Origin of the sequence: Roseateles aquae (genome assembly GCF_032337115.1) — a bacterium.
Classification (GTDB): domain Bacteria; phylum Pseudomonadota; class Gammaproteobacteria; order Burkholderiales; family Burkholderiaceae_C; genus Roseateles_C; species Roseateles_C aquae.
The window spans coordinates 54,338-70,372 of record NZ_JAVXZY010000005.1 but is presented as its reverse complement, the minus strand read 5'-3'; the positions used below and the strand labels follow the sequence as shown (position 1 = coordinate 70,372).

Below are 16,035 nucleotides of genomic sequence, written 5' to 3'. Positions count from 1 at the left end.
GTCCGGTCGGCGGCGTTTTGACGCAGCCGCGCGCGCAGCCATTGTCACCGCGGGATGATGACTGGCAAGCGTCGACACCAGATCAGCGCTTGCCGGTCAGAAAGTCCCACAAGGCCAGCGCCGCCGGCTTGCTGCGCCGCGCCACATCCGGGCGTTCGCGGTAGATGCGCAATTCCATCGTCAGCTCAAACTCGCCCTCTGGCGCGGCCTGTACCAGGCGGCGCGCCTTCAGCTCCTTCTTGACCGAGCTGGCAGGCAGGAAGGCAAGACCGTGCCCCTCCAGCGCCATCGCCTTCAGGCCTTCGGCCATATCGGTTTCGTAGATCGCATCCAGATTGAGCGGATCCTTGGACGCCTTGACGATCAACTCGACCAGACGGCCCAGATAGGCGCCGGACGCATAGCTCAGAAACGGCAGCTTCTGCCCCGGATGCCCAGGCAGGCGGAACAACGGGCGCCCCTGGGCATCGGCCTTGGCATAGGCGGCCAGCGTCTCGTTGCCCAGCGAGGCCATCTCATAGCGCTCCGGGTCCAGCTGCAAGGGCTGGCTGGCATGGTGGTAGACGACGAGCAGATCGCAATTGCCTTCGGTCAGCTGCAAGGTTGCGTCGTGGACATTCAGCGCGATCAAGCGACTCTTGACGGCCCCAAAGCGCTGGCGCAGATCCATCAGCCAATGCGGGAAGAAGCTGAAGGCCAGCGAATGCGGTACGGCGAACTCGATCATGTCCTGGCCGACCGACTGATGGCTGCGCAGCATATTGCGCGTCGCCTGCAGATTGCCAAGCACCTCGACCGCCTGGCCGAGTAGGGTTTCCCCTGCTGCCGTCAGCCGCGTCGGGTAGGAGGAGCGATCAACCAGATCCACCCCGGCCCAGGCCTCGAGGGCCTGGATGCGGCGCGAGAACGCCGGCTGGGTCACGTGCCTCAGCTGGGCGGAGCGCGAAAAGCTGCGCGTCTCGGCCAGACTGACGAAATCTTCAAGCCATTTGGTTTCCACCGACGCAGTGTAGCCGCGCCCACTTTGCTCACTCGAGCAGTTGCCCGCGTCACCAGCCAGCGACTCACTCTGTTACCAACTCACCCCCCTCAAGCGCGGCATTCACCCCCTAGATGAAGGGGGTGCGGACAGATGCAAAACAGACACCCCCCGCTACAGTCGCGCCTAGGTTAGAAGTCACCATTTCAAAGACATCACAAAAACGGAGCACCTCCATGCGGCTCGTCAAATCTCTGCTTGCAGCCTCGCTGCTGGCCATCGCGGCCCCGTCGTTCGCGAACATCGTGCTGAATTTCGACAATCTGGCGGACTTCACCCAGATCAAGAACAGCTACGCCGCCAAGGGCTTCAGCTTCAGTGACGCCGCTTTCGCTATGGCGCCTGGCAATGCCGGCGGCTCCGGGAACTACAACAACCCGCCGTCGGGCCCCAATGCCGTGTCTGGCGTTGACCTGACTGGCGATGGCACTGCCACCTTCATCATCAATGTGGCCGAAGGTTTCGGTAGCTGGTTCAGATTCGCCTATACCGGCATGAGTAGCGCGACCGGTAGCGTCGCTGTCTACAGCGGGCTCAATGGTGCGGACAAGGACGGCGGCAAGTCGGCTTTGCTCGAAGTCTCGCTGACAGGCACTGTCAATGGCTCCAATGGCTGCCCTGGCACCCTGTGCGTTTGGAACACCAACGCTGCCAGTACCTTCAGCGGTACCGCCAAGTCTGTTGTGTTCACGCTCAAGGACCTTGGCTACTTCTTCGACAACCTCGATTTTGGCGACATCCCCACCCAGCCTGGTCACCTGCCCGAGCCTGCCGGCCTGGCGCTGGCGCTGAGCGGACTGGGCCTGGCAGCCGCTGCTCGTCGCCGCCGTCAAGGCTGACGCTAGCAACACGCAGCGCGCCCGCAGGCGCCTGCGTCAAGTAAAGCCCGCCAATTGGCGGGCTTTTTCTTGTCTGCATCAAGCGGAGTGCCTTTGAGAGGTTTGACGTCGCGAGGGCCTCAGCCCTCGCCGCCGGCCTGCTGCAAGCGCCACATCTGCGCATAGCGTCCATCAGCAGCCATCAGCTGCGTATGGTTGCCGCGTTCGATGATGCGCCCCAGCTCGATCACCAGAATCTCGTGCGCATCGACGATGGTCGACAGCCGGTGGGCAATCACCAGCACCGTCTTGTCGCGACCCACCGCTTCCAGTTCCGCCTGAATGGCGCGCTCGTTGCTGGAATCGAGCGCCGAAGTTGCCTCGTCAAAGATCAGCAGCGGCGGGTTCTTCAGCAGCGTGCGCGCAATCGCGACGCGCTGCTTCTCGCCACCGCTGAGCTTGAGGCCGCGCTCGCCGACCATGGTCTGGTAGCCCTTGGGTGTGCCGGCGATGAAGTCGTGAATGTGGGCGGCGCGCGCCGCCGCCTCGACCTCCTGCTGGCTGGCGCCGGGCCGACCATAGGCGATGTTGTAGGCCACCGTGTCATTGAACAGCACCGTGTCCTGCGGCACGATGCCGATGGCGCCGCGCAGGCTGGACTGGGTCACCGTGCGGATGTCCTGCCCGTCAATCAGCACCCGGCCGCTGTCCACGTCATAGAAGCGGTAAAGCAGTCGCGCCAGCGTGCTCTTGCCCGAGCCGCTGGGCCCGACGACGGCGACCTTCTTGCCGGCCGGAATCTCGAAGCTGACGCCATGCAGAATCGGCCGCTCGCGCTCGTAAGCAAAGCCGACGGCCTCGAAACGCACCGCTGCGCCACTGACCGCCAGCGGCGGCGCGCCCGGCGCATCGGCCACCTCGCGTTCGCGCTCCAGCAGCACAAACATCTTGTCCAGATCGGTGAGGCCCTGCTTGATTTCACGGTAGATCACGCCGAGAAAGTTCAGCGGGATGTAGAGCTGGATCATGAAGGCATTGACCATCACCAGGTCGCCCAGCGTCATATGCCCAGCCACCACACCGGCCGTCGCCCGCCACAACATGGCCACCAGCGCGATCGCAATGATCAGCTGCTGGCCGCTGTTGAGCAGGGACAGCGTGCTCTGCGATTTCAGCTGGGCGCGGCGCAGTTTTTCCAGGCTCTCGTCGTAGCGGCGCGCCTCGAAGTCCTCGTTGTTGAAGTACTTGACCGTCTCGTAATTCAAGAGCGAGTCGATCGCCTTGGTATGGGCCACCGAATCCAGCTCGTTGAGCTGCTTGCGAAACTTGGTGCGCCATTCGGTCACCGTGACGGTGAAGACGATATAGATGATCAACGCCGCAATCGTGATCCAGGCGAACCAGACATCAAACTTGATCGCCAGCAGCGACAGCACCAGCACCACCTCGATCAGCGTTGGCACGATGCTGTAGAGCGAGTAGGAGATCAGCGAATGCACGGCGCGGGTGCCGCGCTCGATATCGCGCGTCATGCCGCCGGTCTGGCGCTCCAGATGGAAGCGCAGGCTCAGCTCATGCAGATGGCGAAACACCTGCAGCGAGATGGCGCGGGCCGTGCCCTCGGTGGCCTTGGCGAAGATCAGCTCGCGGGCCTCGGTGAACAGCGAGGTCATCAGCCGCAGGCCACCGTAGGCCAGCAACAGGCCCAGCGGCAACACCAGCATGGACTCGGCTGAGCCCGGCTTGATCGCCAGGCTGTCGATCAGCGACTTCAACAGCAGCGGCACGCCGACATTGCTGAGCTTGGCGCCCACCATGAAAGCCAGTGCGAAGCCGACCCGCCAGCGGTACTGCCACAGATAGTGAAGCAGTCGCGCTACCGTCGACCAGTCGCCGCGCCGCGCCGCCCCGGCTTGCTCGGAAGGAATGGGCGCAGACATAGAAGCGGAAGCTTGACGCATAGGCTGGTTCGATGATGAAGACTGCATGACAATGGACGGCGATTGTTACAGGTAAGCGCCATGTCCGAAGTTCCCTCCCCCGCAAGCCCCTCCACGCCCGTGGCCGACTCCGCCTACCCGCGCGAGCTGGTGCTGAGGGTGATGCCGATGCCGGCCGATGCCAACCACAACGGCGATGTCTTCGGCGGCTGGATCATGGCCCAGGTCGACATCGCCGGCTCGGTGCTGCCGGCCCGGCTGTCGCGCGGCCGCGTGGCCACGGTGGCGGTGAAGGAGTTCCTGTTCAAGCAGCCCGTCTCCATCGGTGATCTGCTGTCCTTCTACTCGCAGATCGTGCGCGTCGGCCGCACCTCGATCACCGTCAACGTCGAAGTGATCGCCGAGCGCAACCCGGCCAATCCGCATGTGGTCAAGGTCACCGAAGCGCAGCTGACCTTTGTCGCCATTGACCACGAGGGCAAACCCCGGCCCTTCAGCCATCCCGAATGAGCACGGCTCGCTCGCTGCTGATCATCGGCGGCGGCGCGATCGGCAGCGCCATCGCCGCCAAGCTGGCCCAGCGGCCCGACTGGCAGGGGCGCATCAGCGTGCTGGAACGCGATGCGAGCTATGCCCAGGCCTCGTCGGCGCTGTCGGCCGCGTCGATCCGCCAGCAGTTCTCCACGCCGCTGAACATCGCGCTCTCGCAATACGGGCTCGCTTGGTTGCGCCAGCATGGCCAGGCCGCACAGCTGGTTGAGCAGGGCTATCTCTATCTGGCCGATAGCGATGCAGGCGCCGCCACGCTGCAGCGCCTGCATGCGATACAGCGGGCCCACGGCGCCGATGTGCTGCTGCTGGACCGCACGGCGCTGGCGCAGCGCTGGCCTTGGTTGCGGACGCAAGACCTGACCCTGGCCAGCTGGGGTCGCAGCGGCGAAGGCTGGTTCGACGGCTGGGCGCTGCTGCAGACGCTGAAGCAGCAAGCCCAGGCCGCCGGCGTGCAGTATCTGCACGACGAAGCGTTGGCGCTGGAACGCGATGTCAGCGGCGCGATCAGCGGCGTCCACACCGCCACGGGCCTGCTGCAGGCCGATCACTATGTGCTGGCCTGCGGCGCCTGGTCGGGCAAGCTGGCGGCCACGGCGGGCCTTCATGTGCCGGTAAGCGCACGGCGGCGTAGCGTCTATGTGCTGCGCAGCGCCGAAACGGCGCCGCACTGCCCGCTGGTGATCGACCCCAGCGGACTCTGGTTCAGACCCGAGGGCGAGTTTGGCGGTCAGGGCCAGTTCCTCTGCGGCGGCCCACCACTGGACGATGCGCCCGACCTGCCGCTGGACCCTGACCCGACGCTGTTCGAAGAGCAGCTCTGGCCGGCGCTGGCGGCGCGCGTGCCCGGCTTCGAGTCGCTGCGCCTGCAGCGCGCCTGGGCCGGCTACTACGAGATGAACGATGTCGACCACAACGGCCTGGTCGGCGCGCTGGACGCCTGCCCCAACCTGCTGCTGGCCTGCGGCTTCTCGGGCCACGGCCTGCAGCACGCGCCGGGCGTAGGCCGCGGCGTGGCCGAATGGCTGGCCTGCGGCCACTACCAGACGCTGGATCTCAGCCCGCTGTCGCCAGCGCGCATTGCCGCCGGCCGGCCCTATCTGGAACTCAATGTGATTTGAAATCGCGGGTGATGCGATCGGCCAGCGCTTCGGCCCAGGCCTGGTAGCCGGCCGGTCCGGGATGAAAGCCATCCTCGGCCATCAGACCCACGGCCTGGCTGCCATGCAGATGCGCCGGCAAGGCCTGCATCGCACGGTCGCGGCTGCCCACAACTTGCTTGGCCAGCGCCCGGTTCATGCGCAGCGCATGGGCGCCCAGCAGCCAGCGCAGCGGCTGCGGCAGCAAGGGGAACAGGTGCATCGGCGGCACGGCGCTGTGCAGCGTCCAGCGCACACCGGCGCGCGCCTGGGCCAGCTCGTGCAGTTGCGCCAGCTGAGCCGTCCAGCGCCCCGGCGACACCTGGCTGACCACATCATTGACGCCCAGTGCGGTGATCATCACATCGGCCGGCTCCAGCTCGGCCTGGCTCAGCTGGGTCAACGCGTCGGCGCTGCGGTGCCCGGTCTGCGCCAGCAACTGCCAATGCACGCGGCCCTGCAGGCGCTCGGCGAGCGCGGCCGACAAGCGCCCTGCCAGGGCCAGGTCTTGCGTCGGCGCCCCCACGCCGGCGCCGGAGGAATCACCAACAATCAGCAGGCGCAGCCGCAGCTCACCGCTGCCGACCATGCCGCTGCGCGGGCCGGCCGCCTCGGGCAGGCGCAAGGCCTGGCGGCGTACCTGGCGCCCCTGCCAGAGCAACAGCGGCGCCAGCAGCAGCTTGGCAACAGCCAGCATCAGTCGAACTGCGAGAAGTCCGGCTGGCGCTTCTGGAAGAAGGCCTGGAAGGCCTCGGTGGCCTCAGGTGAACGCAGCCGCGCGCCAAAGATCTCGGCCTCGACCTTGATCGTTTCCTGCAGCTGCTCGATGCTGTGCCGGCGCATCAGGCGCTTGCTCTCGCGCACTGCGCTGGGCGCCAGCTTGTTGAAGCGCTCGGCCACGCGGCGGGCCTGGTTGACCACCTCGCTGGCCGGCAGCACCGCGTTGGCGATGCCGCATTCGACCGCGTCGGCGCCGGTGAAGGGGTCGCCCAGCAGCAGCTTCTCGGCCGCCTTCACATGGCCCATCAGGCGCGGCACCACCAGGCTGGAGCCGAACTCCGGCACCAGGCCCAGACTCACAAAAGGCATGGCCAGGCGCGCGTCGTCGGCCACATAGACGAAATCACAGTGCAGCAGCAGCGTGGTGCCAATGCCGATGGCCGCGCCATTGACCGCCGCGATCACCGGCTTCTCGCAGCCCAGCAGCGCGCGCATGAACTGGAACACCGGCGCCTCGTCGTCCCGCGGCGGGCTGCCCATGAAGTCCTCGATGTCATTGCCCGAGGTGAAGATCTGCGGCTGGCCCTGGATCAGCACGGCGCGCACGCTCTTGTCGGCGTTGGCGGCCACCAGGGTATCGGCCATGGTCTGGTACATCGCACGGGTCAGTGCGTTCTTCTTCTCGGGGCGTGCGATCTCCAGGGTCAGCACGCCGTTGGCGATAAAGCTCTTGATGCTCATGAGGGGTACTCCAGTGGAAGGCACGCGGGGTGCTTTCAACAGCAAAAAACAAACCACAGAGGCACAGAGACACGGAGGCTCAACAGGGAGCTCGGAGCATGTGCTTCCATCTCTGGCGTCAGCCCTGAGTGGGCCAAACTTCTGGGCGCGATCATGCCAGACGCCGGCCTCAGGACGCAGCCGGCTTGATGCGTTCCCAGTGATTGGCCAGGTGCATCAGGTGGGCGCGCTCATAGGCGGCCCGGTCCAGCTGGCCATAGGCAAAGTGCGGCTTCAGCGGCCCCGTGTAGGCGGCGAAGGCCTCCATCGCATCGAGCAGGCGCTGCACGCCCTGCTTCAGCGTCGCCTCACGGTCCAGCGCCGGCGCGCCGGGGATGGGCTCGTCGCGGTTATGGCTCATCTCGCCACGCGCGTCGAAGAGCGCGAACGCGGTCTTGCCCAGCGTAGCCTGGAACCAGGCGGGCTTGGCCTCGGGATAGCCGCTGATCGAGTACTCGATGCTCTGCGCCAGATGGATCAGCGTCTGCGGCAGTGTCCAGTCGCCCTCGTGGCGGCGCGACCTGAAGCGCAGTTCTAGCACGGCGGTCTGCGCCTCTTTCCACTGCTGGAAGCCCTCTGGCAAGCGCCCCTGGCAGCCGCTCAGCAGCGCCGTGGACGGCAGCAGGCCGGCGGCCAGCAGCCAGCGGCGGCGCGGCTCGATCGAGTCCTTGTCTTGCGGTGTGCACATGGCAAGCTCCTGTCAGATCAACACAGGGCAGCAGCGCCCAAACAAAAACGCGGCCCGCAGGCCGCGTTTTTCGGCACAGTTTAGACGCGTTCCAGAATGCCCGCGGCACCCTGACCGGCACCCACGCACATCGTCACCATGCCGTACTTGGCGCCGGTGCGGCGCAGGCCGTGGATCACCGAGGCGGCACGGATGGCGCCGGTGGCGCCCAGCGGGTGGCCCAGGGCGATGGCGCCGCCGTTCGGGTTCACGCGCGAGCGGTCGAGCACGATGCCCTTGCTGTCCAGATCGTTCAGCACGGCCAGCGATTGCGCGGCAAAGGCTTCGTTCAGCTCGACCCAGCCCAGATCAGCCGCCGAGATGCCGGCCAGCTTCAGCGCGGCAGGGATGGCTTCGATCGGGCCGATGCCCATGATTTCCGGCGGCACGCCGCGCACGGCGAAGGAGACGAAACGGGCCAGCGGGGTCAGGCCGAAGCGCTTGACCGCGGCTTCCGAGGCGACGATCAGCGCGCCAGCGCCGTCCGAGGTCTGCGAGCTGTTGCCGGCGGTGACGCTGCCCTTGGCGGCGAACACCGGCTTCAGCTTGGCCAGGCCTTCCAGCGAGGTGTCCTTGCGCGGGCCTTCGTCCAGCTCGACCACGCGGCGACGCTCGCTGATGCTGCCATCGGCCAGATTCGGCGTGCGCTCGATGATTTCGAACGGCGTCATCTCGGCGGCGAAGTGCCCGGCTTCCATCGCGGCCAGCGCGCGGCGGTGCGATTCCAGCGCGAATTCGTCTTGCGCTTCGCGGCTGATCTTCCAGCGCTCGGCGACCTTCTCGGCCGTCAGGCCCATGCCGTAGGCGATGCCGATGTTCTCGTCACGTTCAAAGATCAGCGGCGACAGCGAGGGCTTGTTGCCGCCCATGGGCACCATGCTCATCGACTCGACGCCGCCGGCGATCATCACCTCGGCCTCGCCGACGCGGATGCGGTCAGCCGCCATCTGCAGCGCGGTGATGCCGGAAGCGCAATAGCGGTTCACCGTCACGCCACCAACGGTGTTCGGCAGGCCGGACAAGACGGCGCCCACGCGGGCGATGTTCATGCCCTGTTCGCCCTCGGGGAAGGAGCAGCCAATGATGGCGTCTTCGATGGCGGCGGGGTCAAGACCGGGCACTTGCGCCAGGGCGGCCTGGATGGCGCGCACCAGCATCTCGTCCGGGCGGGTGTTCTTGTAGTAACCACGGCCCGACTTGCCGATGGGCAGACGGGTAGCGGCGCAGATATAGGCTTCTTGCACTTGCTTGGCCATGATTTCAACCTTTCAGTTCTTGGGGGTCTTGGGTATCCAAGCCCAGACAAATTCACATTCAACCGGGTTCACACCGGCCTCATCCGTCACCACCACCGACACCGTGACCTCGCCCTTGGGCTCGGCCTGCATCAGCTCGCGCTGTGCGGCGCTCAGCGTGGCACGAGCCCGCATCGCACCACTGGCGCGCTTCTTGAAATCCACATGCATGGACTTGCACAGCGGCAGGCAGTCGTCGCGCACGTTCATGCCCACCACCATGCCCGTCGCCGTCTCGGCCAGCAGGCCCATCGCCGCGGCATGAACGCCGCCGATATGGTTCTGCACCGGCCGCCGATTGGCGATGGCAATCTCCGCCACCTCGGCATCCAGCCGCACAAAGTCCAGCTTGGCCGTGCCGGTAAAGGGCACGGCACGGCGCAGCACCGAATTGCGCGCCACAGGGCGCAGCGCAGCGGGCAGTACGTCCAGCTTGGACAGCGTGCGAGCGAGGCGGTTGGCAGCAGTCATAGGACAAGGTCTTCGGGCTGTGTCGGGGCGTAGCGAGCGAGCGTCAGGCTAGGCGGACGGAGCGCAGGAACCGGAGCGACCTTGAGGGTCGTGAGGATTCCGAGCACCGCCCAACGACGCATGACGTTCGCGCAGTAGCCCTCTCTCAATTCCTAACGGGTTTGCCGGTTTGGAGCATGCCCATGATCCGCTCCTGCGTCTTCGGATGCTCCAGCAGGCTGCAGAAGTGCTTGCGCTCCAGCGACATCAGGTATTCCTCGTCAACCAGCGAACCGGCTTCGACCGCACCGCCGCAGACCACATCGGCGATCAGGCTGGCGAGATGGAAGTCGTGCTGGCTGATGAAGCCGCCGTCACGCATATTGGCCAGCTGGCCCTTGATGGTGGCAATGCCCGAGCGACCGGCGACCGGGAACTTGGCCTTCAGCGGCGCGCGGTAGCCGGAATCGAACATCGCACGGGCCTGGGCCGAGGCGACATAGAGCAGCTCGTCCTTGTTCGGCACGATCACATCGCTGTCCAGCAGGAAGCCGTTCTTCTTGGCCTCGATCGCCGAGGTGGCGACCTTGGCGGTGGCCGCGGTCGTGAAGCCATCCTTCAGGAACATGAAGATGTCGGCATTGGCGTTGCCGGCAGCGGCCATCTCGGCAGCGCGGCGGGCGATATAGGTCAGGCCGCCGCCGCCGGGGATCAGGCCCACGCCGACTTCAACCAGGCCCACATAACTTTCCATGTGCGCGACGCGACGGGCGCAGTGCACCGCCAGCTCCGCACCACCGCCCAGGGCCAGGCCACGCATCGCGGCGATCACCGGCACATTGGCGTAGCGGAGGCGCAGCATCATGTCCTGCAGCTTCTTCTCTTCCGGAGCGATGCCCTTGGCGCCCTTGGTCATGAAGACGGGCATCAGCGCTTCCAGGTTGGCACCGGCGGAGAACACATCGTCAGGCGACCAGATGACCAGGCCCTTGTAGCCGGCCTCGGCGATCTCGACGGCCTTGAGCAGGCCTTCGGTCACCGTCGGGCTGATCAGGTGCAGCTTGGCGGTGATCGAGGCGATGACGACCTCCTTGTCCAGCGTCCAGACGCGCACTTCCTCGTTCTTGAACAGCTCGGTGCCGGCCTTCAGCGGCTCGGGCGCGGCCTCGCCGACCAGGCTTTCCGGGAAGGCCTGACGCTCATAGACCGGCAGCTTAGGCTTCGCCTTGAACTTGCCTTCGGCGGCGCTCCAAGAACCCGCGGCGCTGTGCACGCCACCGTTCTCGGCCACCGGGCCTTCGAACACCCAGGCCGGCAGCGGCGCATTGCTCAGCGTCTTGCCTTCGGCGATGTCGGCCGAAATCCACTCGGCGACCTGCTTCCAGCCGGCGGCTTGCCACAGCTCGAAGGGGCCTTGTTGCGAGCCGAAACCCCAGCGCATCGCGAAGTCGATCTCGCGGGCGGTGTCGGCCACGCTGGCCAGATGCACGGCCACGTAGTGGAAGCTGTCGCGCAGGATGGACCACAGGAACTGCGCCTGCGGGTTGCTCGATTCACGCAGCAGCTTGATGCGATCAGCGGCCGGCTTCTTGAGCATGCGGGCGACGATCTCGTCGGCCTTCTTGCCAGCGGCGACGTACTCGCCGGTGGCCGGGTCGAGGCGCAACACATCCTTGCCGACCTTCTTGAAGAAGCCCGCCTTGGTCTTCTGGCCCAGGGCGCCCTTCTCGATCAGCGCGGCCAGCACCTTGGGCGTGGCGTAGGTCGAGTAGAAGGGGTCGTCCTGCAGGTTGTCCTGCATGGTCTTGACCACGTGCGCCATCGTGTCCAGGCCCACCACGTCCGCCGTGCGGAAAGTGCCGCTGGAGGCCCGGCCGAGCTTCTTGCCGGTCAGGTCGTCGACGACGTCGAAGCTCAGGCCGAACTTCTCGGCCTCGATCATCGTGGCCATCATGCCGGCGATGCCGACGCGGTTGGCGACGAAGTTGGGCGTGTCATTGGCGCGCACCACGCCCTTGCCGACGGCGGTGGTGACGAAGCTTTCCAGCTGGTCGATCACTTCCGGGCGCGTGGTCGGCGTGTTGATCAGCTCGACCAGGTACATATAGCGCGGCGGGTTGAAGAAATGGATGCCGCAGAAGCGCGGCTTGATTTCTTCGGGCAGCACTTCCGACAGCTTGGTGATCGACAGGCCCGAGGTGTTGGAGGCGACGATCGCATGCGGCGCAACGAAGGGCGCGATCTTGGTGTACAGATCGAGCTTCCAGTCCATCCGTTCGGCGATCGCCTCGATGATCAGGTCGCAATCGCGCAGCTGTTCCAGATGCTCTTCGTAATTGGCTTGCTGGATCAGCGCTGCGTCTTCGGGTACGCCCAGCGGCGAGGGCTTGAGCTTCTTCAGGCCGTCAACGGCCTTGCTGACGATGCCGTTCTTAGCGCCTTCTTTGGCCGGCAGGTCGAACAGCACCACCGGGACCTTGACGTTGACCAGATGCGCAGCAATCTGCGCGCCCATCACGCCAGCGCCGAGCACGGCGACTTTGCGAACTTGGAATCGACTCACGGAAGTACTCCTCTTTCAATTCAGGATGGGGCCCTGCGCGCCAGAAAGCGCATGACCCGGATGATGTATCACTCGACGCGAACCCACACCTGGGTGCGGTAGAAGAAGCCGATATAGCCGCGCATCTCCAGCTTCTTGCCGCCCTCGATCGGCTTCAGACGCGTCCGGTATGTTTTGCCGTTATTGGGATCCAGGATCTCGCCACCGGTCCAAAGCTGCCTGTCATCGGCGTCCTGCTTGACGCCGCGAATGATCTGCAGGCCGACGACCGGCTTGTCCTTGCGATCGTCCTTGCACAGATCGCATACGGACTCCAGATGCTTGGGATCGAAGATCTTCTCGATCGTGCCGACCAGCGCGCCGTTGACCTCGGCAATGCGCACCAGCGACTTCTCGGTCTTGCCATCGTCGTCGATGGTCTTCCACAGGCCGGTGGGCCCGCCCTGCGCTTGTGCCAGACCCGCGCTCAGAAGCGCGGCGGCAACCAGGATCCAATGCTTCATCGTGTCTCCAGCGGTGATCAGTGAATCGGGACGGCTCGCCTTCTGCCTTGGTCTTTCCGGGCGGGCTCGTCCCTGTGGCATCGGCTTAGAACAGCGCCTCGTCCATGTCCATCAGCGAGGGCAGACCGGCACGGGCGGTGCGGATCAGCGACGCCGTTTCGGGCAGCAGCTTGGCAAAGTAGAAGCGCGCCGTGTGCAGCTTAGCGGTATAGAAGGGATCGCCGCTACCTTGCTTGTCCAGCGCGACCTTGGCCATGCGGGCAAAGAAGTAGGCAAAGCACAGGTGGCCGACCACGCGCAGATAGTCCACCGCCGCAGCGCCGACTTCGTCCGGGTTCTGGAAGGCCTTCATGCCGATTTCGGTGGTCAGCTTGGTGACCTTGTCGCCCAGGTCTGCCAGCGGATTGATGAACTCCTGCATCGCCTCGCTGGTGCCCTCTTCCTCGACGAAGGCAGCGATCTTCTTGCCGAACTTCTTCAGCGTCGCACCGTTGTTGCCCAACACCTTGCGGCCCAGCAGATCGAGCGACTGGATGGTGTTGGTGCCTTCGTAAATCATGTTGATGCGGGCGTCACGGACGAACTGCTCCATGCCCCACTCGTGGATGAAGCCATGGCCGCCGAAGACCTGCATGCAGTGCGAGGTGGCGATCCAGCCGTTGTCGGTCAGGAAGGCCTTGATGATGGGCGTCAGCAGCGCGACTTCGGCTTCGCATTCCTTGCGTTCGTCCTCGTCGTCCGAAGCGAGTGCCTTGTCCAGCTGCAGCGCCACATAGGTGGACAGCGCGCGGCCGCCTTCGGCATAGGCGCGGGCGGTCAGCAGCATCTTGCGCACATCGGGGTGCACGATGATGGGATCGGCCGCCTTGTCCGGCGCCTTGACGCCCGACAGCGCGCGCATCTGGATGCGGTCCTTGGCGTAGGCAACGGCGTTTTGGTAGGCCACTTCGGTCAGGCCCAGCGATTGGTTGCCCACACCCAGGCGGGCAGCGTTCATCATCACGAACATCGCGGCCAGGCCCTTGTTGGGCTCGCCGACCATGGTGCCCACGGCGCCTTCCAGCACCATCTGGCAGGTCGAGTTGGCGTGGATGCCCATCTTGTGCTCCAGGCCGGCGCAGAAGATGCCGTTGCGCGAACCGAGCGAACCATCGGCGTTCACATTGAACTTGGGCACGACGAACAGCGAGATGCCCTTGGAGCCCACCGGTGCATCCGGCAGGCGCGCCAGCACCAGGTGGACGATGTTCTCGGCCAGATCATGCTCACCGGCCGAGATGAAGATCTTGGCGCCGGTGATCTTGTAGCTGCCGTCGGCCTGCGGTTCGGCCTTGGTGCGCAGCAGGCCCAGGTCGGTGCCGCAGTGCGGCTCGGTCAGGCACATGGTGCCGGTCCATTCGCCCGAGGTCAGCTTGGGCAGGTAGGTGGCCTTCTGCTCCGGGGTGCCGTGGGCATGCAGGGCCTCGTAGGCGCCGTGCGACAGGCCCGGGTACATGGTCCAGGCCTGATTGGCCGAGTTCATCATCTCGTACATGCCCTGATTCACCAGGATCGGCAGGCCTTGGCCGCCGTACTCCGGGTCGCAGGACAGAGCCGGCCAGCCGCCTTCCACATACTGCGCATAGGCTTCCTTGAAGCCCTTGGGCGGCGTGACCTCGTGCGTGCTCTTGTCCAGCTTGCAGCCTTCGGCATCACCGCTCAGATTGATCGGGGCAATCACCTCGGCGGCAAACTTGCCGCCTTCTTCCAGCACCGCGTTGATGGTGTCCACGTCGATGTCGGCGTGCTTGGGCAAGAGCTTCAGCTCATCGGCCACGTTCAGCACCTCGTGCATCACAAACTTCATGTCGCGCAGGGGCGGGTTGTACTGGGGCATGGTCGGCTCCTTGGGTGATTTCTTGCTCGTTCAGGCCCGCTTCTTCGCAGAAGCTGGGGCTGGCTTGGGTTGTGCCGCCGCATCGGCCTTCAGGCCGGCTGCAGTGGCGTAAAAACGGACGGTGCGCTCAAAGCCGTTGCGGGCCCGTTCCAGGGCGCCGGGGCTGCGCATGAAGCGCGCATCGTGGTGCAGGGACAGGATCAGCCCGTGCAGCTCAAAGAGAATCTGTTCGACATCGGCATCGGCCTGCAGATGGCCCATCTCCTTGGCCAGCACGATGGCCTTGTGCAGCGCGGCGTGCCAGGCCTTGACCATGGTCACCAGCGCATCGCGCACCGGACCGGGGCGGTCGTCGAACTCGACCGCGCCGGAGATGTAGATGCAGCCCGAGTCGATTTCCACCGACACCCGGCGCACCCAGCGCTCGAACAGCGCACGCAACCGCGGCAGCCCCCGCTGCTCGCGGATGGCGGTGAAGAAGACTTCCTCTTCGAACTTGGCGTGATACTCACGCACCACGGCAATCTGCAGTTCTTCGCGAGAGCCGAAATGGGCGAACACGCCCGACTTGCTCATCTTCGTCACATCGGCCAGCGCGCCGATCGACAGCCCTTCCAGGCCCATGTGCGAGGCCAGGCCCAGTGCCGCCTCAAGAATGGCGGCACGCGTTTGCTGGCCTTTTTGCATCGAGCGCGCAACGCGCTTGGGTGCCTTGGCAGCAGTGGGCTTGGGGGTGGACAGGGTGGACACGGCGGGCTTTGCGGTTTGGACGGTGGCGAATAATAAAACGAACGGTCGTTCTATTTTTGCCCAAAAGAAGCGCGCCGTGGCTGGGTATTTGCATCGAGTTTTAGACCGGCTTGCCTAGAACTTCACATTCCGCCGCCCGCCCGGGCCGGCGGACGCAGCAGTCTGCAAGCGGCTCATGACAAGCGCTTGACCGCGTGGCGCGCCAGCGACCGCAGCGCCAGCCCTGGCCGCACAAGGCTTGAGTCAGTACGCACTAATGCAGTACGCTCGAAGCCAGGAGGTCATTCCTGTGGATGTGCTGCAATTGGATGTCTCTGGTCGGCCACAAGCCTGGATCACGACCAAGGAAGCCGCGGTGATCTACGCCAGCGATGGCGTTGCCTGGACCCTGGGCAGCCCCTGCCATGTGCTGCGCGGCGGGCTGCAGCGGCGTACCGGCCAGCAATCGAGAATCGAAGTCCACCCCATCATCGCCGTGCGTGGCGCCGTGCCCAGCCGGGCCTGGCGGCACACGCCGGCGCTGTCCAACCCCAAGATCTTCGCGCGCGACCGCTATGTTTGCGCCTACTGCGGCCACCGCTTCCAGATCGACGATCTGACCCGCGAGCACATCATCCCCAGCTCACGCGGCGGCGCCGACAGCTGGATGAACTGCATCACCGCCTGCCGCAGCTGCAACGGTCGCAAGGGCAACCGCATGCCCGAAGAAGCGCATATGACCCTGCTCTACCTGCCCTATGTGCCCAATCTGCACGAAGACATGATTCTGCGCGGCCGCCGCATCCTGGCCGACCAGATGGAGTTCCTGCTCGCCTGCGTGCCACGCTCCAGCCGGCTGCACGGCTGAGCGCGCCGCGCGCGTCCACGTCCGGCACGCGCCGCCGTG

Annotated in this window: 15 protein-coding genes and 1 other RNA gene; 4 read left to right on the top strand and 12 right to left on the bottom strand. The window is 65.4% G+C overall.

From position 1 onward, the window contains the following. Positions 1-82 precede the first annotated feature (82 nt). Positions 83-1,000 carry a LysR substrate-binding domain-containing protein gene (locus tag RQP53_RS13285; RefSeq protein WP_315650805.1) on the bottom strand — a complete coding sequence of 306 codons (918 nt, stop codon included), beginning with the start codon at positions 998-1,000 and terminating at the stop codon, positions 83-85. A gap of 113 nt (positions 1,001-1,113) precedes the next feature. Between RQP53_RS13285 and RQP53_RS13280 the strand changes: the two genes are divergently transcribed. After that, the gene (locus tag RQP53_RS13280) at positions 1,114-1,878 is read left to right on the top strand and encodes a hypothetical protein (protein WP_315650804.1); all 765 of its coding nucleotides are present in this window, start codon (positions 1,114-1,116) and stop codon (positions 1,876-1,878) included. A 119-nt stretch (positions 1,879-1,997) separates the two neighbouring features. On the opposite strand, the gene RQP53_RS13275 is transcribed toward RQP53_RS13280, so the two are convergent. Beyond that, the gene (locus tag RQP53_RS13275; RefSeq protein WP_315650803.1) at positions 1,998-3,797 is read right to left on the bottom strand and encodes an ABCB family ABC transporter ATP-binding protein/permease; all 1,800 of its coding nucleotides are present in this window, start codon (positions 3,795-3,797) and stop codon (positions 1,998-2,000) included. Positions 3,798-3,878: 81 nt separating this feature from the next. Between RQP53_RS13275 and RQP53_RS13270 the strand changes: the two genes are divergently transcribed. Both RQP53_RS13270 and RQP53_RS13265 read left to right on the top strand, forming a co-directional pair. After that, positions 3,879-4,307, top strand: a complete 429-nt coding sequence (locus RQP53_RS13270; RefSeq protein WP_315650802.1) for an acyl-CoA thioesterase — start codon at positions 3,879-3,881, stop codon at positions 4,305-4,307. After that, the gene (locus tag RQP53_RS13265; protein ID WP_315650800.1) at positions 4,304-5,467 is read left to right on the top strand and encodes an NAD(P)/FAD-dependent oxidoreductase; all 1,164 of its coding nucleotides are present in this window, start codon (positions 4,304-4,306) and stop codon (positions 5,465-5,467) included. Before RQP53_RS13270 ends, RQP53_RS13265 begins: the two co-directional genes overlap by 4 nt. Here RQP53_RS13265 and RQP53_RS13260 read toward each other — a convergent pair. The 10 genes from RQP53_RS13260 to RQP53_RS13215 form a co-directional block, all read right to left on the bottom strand. Next, the gene (locus RQP53_RS13260) at positions 5,454-6,182 is read right to left on the bottom strand and encodes an SGNH/GDSL hydrolase family protein (protein WP_315650799.1); all 729 of its coding nucleotides are present in this window, start codon (positions 6,180-6,182) and stop codon (positions 5,454-5,456) included. The two genes, RQP53_RS13265 and RQP53_RS13260, sit on opposite strands and share 14 nt — an antisense overlap. Beyond that, the gene (locus tag RQP53_RS13255; RefSeq protein WP_315650798.1) at positions 6,182-6,946 is read right to left on the bottom strand and encodes an enoyl-CoA hydratase; all 765 of its coding nucleotides are present in this window, start codon (positions 6,944-6,946) and stop codon (positions 6,182-6,184) included. Before RQP53_RS13255 ends, RQP53_RS13260 begins: the two co-directional genes overlap by 1 nt. Positions 6,947-7,115: 169 nt before the next feature. Next, complete coding sequence (locus tag RQP53_RS13250; protein WP_315650797.1) at positions 7,116-7,673, bottom strand: DUF1569 domain-containing protein; 558 nt, start codon at positions 7,671-7,673, stop codon at positions 7,116-7,118. 80 nt (positions 7,674-7,753) lie between these two features. Further along, entirely contained in the window at positions 7,754-8,968 is a 1,215-nt protein-coding gene (locus RQP53_RS13245) for an acetyl-CoA C-acyltransferase (RefSeq protein ID WP_315650796.1), read from the bottom strand. A gap of 12 nt (positions 8,969-8,980) precedes the next feature. Further along, on the bottom strand, positions 8,981-9,478 hold the full coding sequence (locus RQP53_RS13240) for a DUF4442 domain-containing protein (protein WP_315650795.1): 498 nt from the start codon (positions 9,476-9,478) through the stop codon (positions 8,981-8,983). Positions 9,479-9,493: 15 nt separating this feature from the next. Further along, positions 9,494-9,570: non-coding RNA, sX9 sRNA (locus RQP53_RS13235), on the bottom strand. Between the two features lie 53 nt (positions 9,571-9,623). Then, a complete protein-coding gene (locus RQP53_RS13230) occupies positions 9,624-12,020 on the bottom strand; it encodes a 3-hydroxyacyl-CoA dehydrogenase/enoyl-CoA hydratase family protein (RefSeq protein WP_315650794.1) in 2,397 nt (798 codons plus the stop codon). Positions 12,021-12,088: 68 nt separating this feature from the next. Then, a complete protein-coding gene (locus tag RQP53_RS13225; RefSeq protein ID WP_315650793.1) occupies positions 12,089-12,523 on the bottom strand; it encodes a DUF2147 domain-containing protein in 435 nt (144 codons plus the stop codon). An 85-nt stretch (positions 12,524-12,608) separates the two neighbouring features. After that, positions 12,609-14,399: an acyl-CoA dehydrogenase C-terminal domain-containing protein gene (locus tag RQP53_RS13220; protein ID WP_315650792.1), complete on the bottom strand. Its 1,791-nt coding sequence runs from the start codon at positions 14,397-14,399 to the stop codon at positions 12,609-12,611. 30 nt (positions 14,400-14,429) lie between these two features. Next, positions 14,430-15,086: a TetR/AcrR family transcriptional regulator gene (locus tag RQP53_RS13215; protein WP_315651146.1), complete on the bottom strand. Its 657-nt coding sequence runs from the start codon at positions 15,084-15,086 to the stop codon at positions 14,430-14,432. A 352-nt stretch (positions 15,087-15,438) separates the two neighbouring features. Here RQP53_RS13215 and RQP53_RS13210 point away from each other — a divergent pair, with 352 nt between their 5' ends. After that, positions 15,439-15,996: an HNH endonuclease gene (locus RQP53_RS13210; RefSeq protein WP_315651144.1), complete on the top strand. Its 558-nt coding sequence runs from the start codon at positions 15,439-15,441 to the stop codon at positions 15,994-15,996. The last annotated feature ends 39 nt before the right edge of the window (positions 15,997-16,035 follow it).

What these genes read in the sequence shown, in the direction of transcription:
- RQP53_RS13270 (WP_315650802.1), top strand. Translation starts at nt 3,879, where the DNA reads ATGTCCGAAGTTCCCTCCCCCGCAAGCCCCTCCACGCCCGTGGCCGAC.
- RQP53_RS13240 (WP_315650795.1), bottom strand. Translation starts at nt 9,478, where the DNA reads ATGACTGCTGCCAACCGCCTCGCTCGCACGCTGTCCAAGCTGGACGTA.
- RQP53_RS13265 (WP_315650800.1), top strand. Translation starts at nt 4,304, where the DNA reads ATGAGCACGGCTCGCTCGCTGCTGATCATCGGCGGCGGCGCGATCGGC.
- RQP53_RS13245 (WP_315650796.1), bottom strand. Translation starts at nt 8,968, where the DNA reads ATGGCCAAGCAAGTGCAAGAAGCCTATATCTGCGCCGCTACCCGTCTG.
- RQP53_RS13260 (WP_315650799.1), bottom strand. Translation starts at nt 6,182, where the DNA reads ATGCTGGCTGTTGCCAAGCTGCTGCTGGCGCCGCTGTTGCTCTGGCAG.
- RQP53_RS13220 (WP_315650792.1), bottom strand. Translation starts at nt 14,399, where the DNA reads ATGCCCCAGTACAACCCGCCCCTGCGCGACATGAAGTTTGTGATGCAC.
- RQP53_RS13280 (WP_315650804.1), top strand. Translation starts at nt 1,114, where the DNA reads ATGAAGGGGGTGCGGACAGATGCAAAACAGACACCCCCCGCTACAGTC.
- RQP53_RS13275 (WP_315650803.1), bottom strand. Translation starts at nt 3,797, where the DNA reads ATGTCTGCGCCCATTCCTTCCGAGCAAGCCGGGGCGGCGCGGCGCGGC.
- RQP53_RS13255 (WP_315650798.1), bottom strand. Translation starts at nt 6,946, where the DNA reads ATGAGCATCAAGAGCTTTATCGCCAACGGCGTGCTGACCCTGGAGATC.
- RQP53_RS13215 (WP_315651146.1), bottom strand. Translation starts at nt 15,086, where the DNA reads ATGCAAAAAGGCCAGCAAACGCGTGCCGCCATTCTTGAGGCGGCACTG.
- RQP53_RS13250 (WP_315650797.1), bottom strand. Translation starts at nt 7,673, where the DNA reads ATGTGCACACCGCAAGACAAGGACTCGATCGAGCCGCGCCGCCGCTGG.
- RQP53_RS13225 (WP_315650793.1), bottom strand. Translation starts at nt 12,523, where the DNA reads ATGAAGCATTGGATCCTGGTTGCCGCCGCGCTTCTGAGCGCGGGTCTG.